7 protein-coding genes are annotated in these 6,608 nt (G+C 57.7%); 1 reads left to right on the top strand and 6 read right to left on the bottom strand.

Features of this window, described 5'->3' with window-relative positions; translation table 11 throughout:
* The 4 genes from ACN08V_RS09575 to rimP all read right to left on the bottom strand — a co-directional run.
* Window positions 1-429, bottom strand: a 429-nt coding sequence (locus tag ACN08V_RS09575; RefSeq protein WP_419105383.1) for a translation initiation factor IF-2 N-terminal domain-containing protein, incomplete at its 3' end; no start/stop codon positions are given.
* Between the two features lie 237 nt (window positions 430-666).
* Entirely contained in the window at window positions 667-888 is a 222-nt protein-coding gene (locus ACN08V_RS09570; RefSeq protein WP_419105385.1) for a YlxR family protein, read from the bottom strand.
* A 175-nt stretch (window positions 889-1,063) separates the two neighbouring features.
* Window positions 1,064-2,098 (bottom strand): transcription termination factor NusA, encoded by a 1,035-nt coding sequence (nusA, locus tag ACN08V_RS09565; RefSeq protein WP_419100196.1) that lies wholly within the window; start codon window positions 2,096-2,098, stop codon window positions 1,064-1,066.
* A 136-nt stretch (window positions 2,099-2,234) separates the two neighbouring features.
* The gene (gene rimP, locus ACN08V_RS09560) at window positions 2,235-2,834 is read right to left on the bottom strand and encodes a ribosome maturation factor RimP (protein ID WP_419100197.1); all 600 of its coding nucleotides are present in this window, start codon (window positions 2,832-2,834) and stop codon (window positions 2,235-2,237) included.
* A 123-nt stretch (window positions 2,835-2,957) separates the two neighbouring features.
* On the opposite strand from rimP, the gene ACN08V_RS09555 reads away from it, so the two are divergent.
* Window positions 2,958-3,806: a hypothetical protein gene (locus ACN08V_RS09555; RefSeq protein WP_419105382.1), complete on the top strand. Its 849-nt coding sequence runs from the start codon at window positions 2,958-2,960 to the stop codon at window positions 3,804-3,806.
* Here ACN08V_RS09555 and ACN08V_RS09550 read toward each other — a convergent pair.
* Both ACN08V_RS09550 and ACN08V_RS09545 read right to left on the bottom strand, forming a co-directional pair.
* A complete protein-coding gene (locus tag ACN08V_RS09550; RefSeq protein ID WP_419100199.1) occupies window positions 3,803-4,609 on the bottom strand; it encodes a TSUP family transporter in 807 nt (268 codons plus the stop codon). The genes ACN08V_RS09555 and ACN08V_RS09550 overlap by 4 nt on opposite strands.
* Before the next feature lie 97 nt (window positions 4,610-4,706).
* Window positions 4,707-6,506 carry a proline--tRNA ligase gene (locus ACN08V_RS09545; RefSeq protein WP_419105381.1) on the bottom strand — a complete coding sequence of 600 codons (1,800 nt, stop codon included), beginning with the start codon at window positions 6,504-6,506 and terminating at the stop codon, window positions 4,707-4,709.
* Between the last annotated feature and the right edge of the window lie 102 nt (window positions 6,507-6,608).

The following is a 6,608-nucleotide window of genomic DNA, read 5'->3' as shown; positions in this document are numbered from 1 at the left end:
CATGCCCTGGGTCGGTGCGAAGGGGTTGTTGCCGGGGCGGGGGCCAGCAGGTTTGCTGGTTTCTGCCTTGTCGGCAGCAGGCTGTGTGGCAGCTTCTGCCTGAGGTTTGGCGACTGGCGCTGCGGCTGACTTGGGCGTTGCGGCAGGCTTGGGAGCTGCGGGTGCAGCGGCAGCAGGCTTGGGTGCAGATGTCTTTGCTTCGGTCTTGGGGCCGGGAGCGGCAGGCTTCTTGGCCTCTGCCTTCTTTTCTGAGGCTTCTGCCTGAGCAGCTGCCTGAGGGAAAGCTGCGCGTAGTTTTTTAACTACCGGAGCTTCCAAAGTTGATGATGCTCCCTTGACGAATTCGCCAAGTTCTTGAAGCTTTGCGACGGCTTCTTTTGAGGGGATTCCGAGCTCTTTAGCGATCTCGTGAACGCGGGGCTTAGCCACTTTTCTCCTGTTCTGGTTCGCACCAGGACAGGGGCGAACCTTCAGTTTGTGTGAGGTTTGAGCTTATATAAAGCTATTTTTTTGCCGGTTGGCGAGCACAGGTTAGTACTCATTGCGCGGCACTCATTGGGTTTCCATCAGTTTTCTGACTCGCTTTCTTACAAGGTAAGTCGTCAAACCCGTTGACTTATATGGTTCGCCAGCCCGAGAAACGGGCCGTGAACCGGTGAGGTCGGCTTATGCTTTGATCACCAGTTCGGCGGTATCCACCCGGGTTCTGAATGCTCTGGCAAAGGCACCCTTTTTGAGTGCTTTGGTCAGACATGCTTCGGTCAGGTGGAGCCAGGCTCCACGCCCCGGGAGGCTTTTGTCCCTATCAAAGACTGCCCTGGGTGGGGCGGTGCCTCTGAGGGCAATTCGTGTGAGGTCAGCTTGTGCTGCGGTGGTTCGACAGCCGATGCAGGTGCGGACGGGGGTGTGCAGCTTTGGTTGCTCCCTTCATGTGTTCGCCCGGCTGTACGCCCTGGGGCCTGGCCGGTTAGCTAGCTGTTACGAGACCAGCATTAAGCACTGGGTCTTGTGACCTCTATAGCCAGTTTAGCCCCCTTGCGGGGGCTAACGGCAATTATGTTAGTTAGCTCTCGTCCGAGCCGTCTCCCTCGGCGGGGGTAGCAGCTGCTTGAGCTGCTGCCATAGCTGCCTCATATTTGGAGGCCGAGATGATGTCAATACGCCAGCCGGTCAGTTTTGCGGCCAGTCGAGCATTTTGCCCTTCCTTACCGATAGCAAGTGAGAGCTGGTCATCGGGAACGATGGCGCGTGCAGAGAAAGTCTTACGTTCGGTCACGGTGACCTCACTAACCCGTGCGGGTGACAGGGCAGCTGCGATGAACTCTTCGGGTGAGTCTGAGTAGTCAACGATGTCTATTTTCTCGTTGTTCAGCTCCCCCATGACAGCGCGCACGCGGGCACCCATTTCACCGATGCAGGATCCCTTAGGGTTAATGCCGGGCTTAGTTGCCCGAACTGCGATCTTGGTGCGGTGCCCGGCTTCGCGGGCAATGGCCATAATCTCTACTGATCCGTCGGCAATTTCGGGCACTTCGTGCTCGAAGAGGCGGCGCACAAGGTTGGGGTGCGAGCGTGACAGAACAATGGAGGGGCCCTTAGGCCCGCGGCGGGCCTCGAGAACATAGGCACGCAGGCGGGTGTTGTGGGTGTAGCGCTCACCGGGAACCTGTTCAGCGGTCGGGAGGACGGCTTCGAGGGTGCCCAAATCAACGTGAATCATCCGGGGGTTGGGGCCCTGCTGGATGACACCGGAAATCAGCTGGCCTTCGCGGTCCTTGTATTCGCCCAGGACGGCGGAGTCCTGTGCATCACGCAGGCGCTGCTGAATGACCTGGCGGGCGGTAGAAGCCGCGATACGGCCAAAGTTTTTAGGAGTATCGTCAAACTCACCGATTATCTGGTCGTTTTCATCGAGCTCAGGTGCCCAGATGGTGACGGTGCCGCTGGAGCGGTCAATCTCTGCTCGTGAACCGCGAATCGCGCCGATCTGCTTCTGGTAAGCCAAAAGAAGGGCACTTTCGATCATTGGGATCAGGTGGTCGATCGAGATATCGCGCTCTTTTTCGAGCAGGCGAAGGTTGCTCAAATCAATGTCCATGGTGGGCCCTTCCGTGTAATACGGTGCCGGGGCTCATAGGCTCCGGCACCGCTTTCGGTGTATGTTCGCACGGCGTACCGTGCGGCCTCAATATGTTGAGAGGTGGTCGTTTTGTTTTTATTCTACCGAGTACTTGCTAACGGTTGAATTCAATTTCTACTTTTGCGGAAGAAATTGTGGCCCAGGGTAGGGTCTGCGCGTCGCGGTAGCTTTCGGGCTGACCCTTTTTGGTCTCTTTCTTGCGGCGCACCACGGGGCCTTCTTCGGTGACGAAGTCGAGCCGGGCTAAGTAGGTTTCCCCGTCGGTCTGGCTGATTGCCAGGAGCCTGTCAATGGAGCGTTTCCAGTGGCGGGTTTCGGTCAGCGGGCTGGTCACTCCCCGTGAAGATACTTCAAGCAGGTAGGGAACCTCGCCGTCATCAGCTGAGTCAAGCGCTTGGGAGAGAGCCTGTGAAACCTCAGCGATAGTGTCAAGGGAAAGGGCGTCTGTGCGATCTTCGGGGTAGTCAAGCACGATTTCCAGGGTGCGGTTAGCTCCTTTACCCCTGAGGGCCAGTTTCTCCAGCACCAGCTTGAACTGACCTTCAACGACTTCGGTTACTACCGGACGAACGCTTTCAAGGCTTACAAAGCTCTCTGCTGGGGCTCTTTGGGTGATACCTTCTTGGGCTCGGGCCGCTGCTCGACGTTCCCGCGCATTGGGAGCCTCTTTCTTACCGGCTTTTGGTCCTGCCATGATCCTTCCCTTTCTGCGAGCGTATCTGGGTCTTCTAAATCCCTAAGCCTACCAGGGTGAGCTGAAGCCAGAATTTTTTTGGCACAATGGTGGGTAGACTCCCCCTCTTGAAAGGCCCGCTCTATGTCTCGTTTTCTCCGCCCGCTCATTACCTTGCTGGCCTGCCTGCTAGCTGTTTTTCTGGTTATGGGCTGGCAGGGCATACAGCGGCAGGAAGGAATCAAAGCTGATCTAGCCGGCCAAATTACTATTGCCCTTGAGCTAAAGACGCTACGTGAGGCCGCTGAAGCCGAAGGCCAAGATATTTTGGTTACTGCCCTTGATGATTCCCTGGCGCAGCTAGCTCCCGCCGCACGTGATTTTGCTGAAAGTTCGCAGGCTGAACCGCTCCCCCAGCAACTTACAGCAAGCGCCGACGCTCTTGTGCAATTTGGTCTTGAAACAGACTCCCTTGAAGACAGAGCTCGCGCGCTGGCTGCTGTCACCCGTTTATGGAGTGCAGCTCTTAGCGAGGGAATAACCGACAATAAGTACCCGGCTGCCCTAGCCCAAAAGATCAAGGAGCTGGAGAACTTCACCTGCACTAGCCCCCAGGGCGAAGCGCCGGAACCGTCATCTTCCCTTGAGCAGATGCAGGAGGTGCTTTACCGGATTAACTATGCCTCTGAGGTCTACGCCGCCCGCGCAGACAAGGGCTACACCGGTCTAGCAGCAAAGGCCCGAGCTCTAGCCCAGCAGAGCGCCGCCCTACGCGATACAGTGACCCCCGTCCTCATCTGTAGCCAGCGCCTTGAAGCAATACAGCCCTCCTACCCCACGGTTGCCCCAGAAGAAGCAGAGAGCCAACTCCGTGACCTGACCGCAACCCTGCCAGCCCTCTCTATGGAGGTTTTTTCCGATCCCGCAGTGAGTACCGCAGAAGACTCCATCGAAGTCCTTGCTCTAGCTCTAGCGCTCCACACCTTGGATTAGCGACCAGCCAGAATATCTGCCCCAAGCTTCAGTATCAGTGCGCTGACCACAATCACCATCATGAAGCGAATAAAGCTGTTACCGCGCGCCATAGCTGTACGCGCGCCCAGGTAGCCGCCGACCATATTTGCTATGCCCAGCATGAGACCAAGCGCCCACACTTGTTGACCTGACGCAGCAAAAAGCACCAGGGCACCTAGATTGGTGGCCGCATTAATAATCTTTGTTTGAGCACTTGCTTGCAGGAAGCTATACCCCATCAGACCAACCAGAACGACCATCAGAAAAGAACCTGTACCCGGGCCTAAGAGCCCATCGTAGAAACCAATAGCCGCACCGGCCCCCAGGCCCACCATCAGGTGTTTAAGGCCCCGGTATTTCAATTCTGTTGAACCGCCTAAGGAGGGCTTAAAAACGGTGTAGAGCAGGACCGCTAAAAGGGCCACCACAATAATAGGTTTGAAGAACTCCTGCGGTAGAGCGGTCGCAAGCACCGCACCGGCCATACTGGTCACAAAAGCTAGGCAGGCAGCTGGCACAGTAGTACGAATATCAATGGGGGTTCTTCGCACATAGGTCACCGCACTGGTCAGGGTACCAAAAACCGACCCCAGCTTATTGACAGCAAGCGCTTGGACCGGGCTTAAGCCGGGCACCAGAAGCAGGGCGGGCAGCTGTATCATGCCACCGCCGCCTACTAGAGCATCAACCCAGCCTGCGCCTAGGGCCGCTACCAGAAGCAAGCAAATGCTCAGGGGGTTAAGCCCCAGCCCATCAAGCCCCAGAGCACCAAGGATATCCACGGGTCGGCGTCCTCTCTACCCCACCGGCATCGGGGCACTTACAGTGCGGGCGGGGCAAAGTTTGCTTTACCCCGCCCAGCAGATTCCTCATAGGCTTCTAGCGACCGACCTCAGCTAGGATTTCAGCAACTGCTTCGTCCAAAGCTACTTCACGGGCTTGCCCACTCCGGCGGTCCTTGATTTCAATCTTGCCATCGGCAAAGCCGCGGCCCACCACAAGGATGGTGGGAACACCTAGGAGCTCAGCATCGCCGAACTTAACACCGGGTGATACCTTGGGGCGGTCATCAAACATGATGTCCAGGCCGGCAGCTTCAAGCTCAGCTACTAGCTTCTCAGCGCCTTCAAGCACCTCAGCGCCCTTACCTGTGACCACCAGGTGCACATCGGCAGGTGCCAGGTTGCGGGGCCAGATCAGGCCACGGTCATCGTGGTTGCCCTCGGCGATAGCTGCCAGTGCGCGGGTGACACCCACACCGTAGGAGCCCATGGTCACGGTCTGGAGCTTGCCGTTCTGGTCCAACACTTTCAGGCCCAGGGCTTCAGCGTACTTGCGGCCCAGAGCGAAGATGTGCCCCATCTCAATACCGCGAGCGGCAATCAGCGGACCGGAGCCATCGGGGGCGGGGTCGCCTTCGCGGACCTCGCAGGCCTCGATGATGCCGTCGGCCTCAAAGTCGCGGCCAGCGACCAGGTTGTAGACGTGCTTTTGGTCTTCGTTTGCGCCGGTAATCCAGGCAGAGCCCTCAACGACGCGGGGGTCAAGGTAGTAGGGAATACCGGTGGCAGATTCTACGCCCAGGAACTTATGATCTAGCGACAGACCGGGGCCGATGTAGCCCTTAACCAGCTGCGGAAACTTCTTAAGGTCCTCCTCAGTGGCGGCCTCAACCTCTACCTCACCACCAACGCCCAGTAGAGCACCCACGTTGGCCTCTAGGCGGCCCATATCAACTGCACGGTCACCGGGTAGACCGATAGCAACTAGCTGACGGCTACCGTCAGGCAGGGTTACGGCAACGATAACGTTCTTGAGGGTATCAGCCTCAGTCCAGGGGCCCTCAGGGCGGGGGTGCAGTGCGTTGGACTGTTGGACAAGAATCTCAATGGTCGGTGAATCAGGGGTATCGAGAACGCTAGCAGCCGGGGTATTGCTTGCATCAACGGGTTCAGGCGCAACGGTAGTGACTGCCTCAACGTTGGCAGCATAGCCGCCTTCAGAACGCACGAAGGTATCTTCGCCAATCGGGGTGGGGTGCAAGAACTCTTCAGAACGCGAACCGCCCATAGCGCCGGACTGGGCCTGGACGATCTCAATTTCAAGACCCAGGCGCTCAAAGATTCGGATGTAAGCTGCGCGATGAGCCTGGTAGGCCTCGTCAAGCCCCTGATCATCGACGTTAAAGGAGTAGGAGTCCTTCATAATGAACTCACGACCACGCAGTAGGCCTGCGCGGGGGCGGGCCTCGTCGCGGTATTTGGTCTGAATCTGGTAGAGGTAGACCGGCAGATCCTTGTAGCTGCTGTAAAGGTCTTTGACCAGCAGGGTGAACATCTCTTCGTGGGTGGGGGCCAGCAGCATGTCTGCCCCCTTGCGGTCTTTGAGGCGGAAGAGGTTATCCCCGTATTCGTCCCAGCGGTTGGTTGCTTGGTAGGGCTCGCGCGGGAGCAGGGCCGGGAAGTGGACTTCCTGAGCACCAATGGCGTTCATTTCCTCACGGACAATGGTCTCAATCTTTCCCAGGACTTTCAGGCCCAGGGGTAGCCAGGTGTACACGCCGGGGGCTGCGCGCCGGATATAGCCGGCACGAACCAGTAGCTTGTGGCTGGCGACTTCAGCATCAACAGGGTCTTCACGCAAAGTGCGTAGGAAAAGGTGGGACAGGCGCTGTACCAAGGTGGCTTGCTTCCGTTTCTCTCATAGGGCAACCTCGTAGAGTTATAGGCTGCGCTAGGCTTCGGGCTCGTCGCCCGCTGACTGGTCCTACCCTAGGATTAA

Source organism: Rothia sp. P5766 (assembly GCF_048513555.1).
Lineage (GTDB): Bacteria > Actinomycetota > Actinomycetes > Actinomycetales > Micrococcaceae > Rothia.
This window is presented reverse-complemented; position numbering and strand designations above follow the sequence as displayed.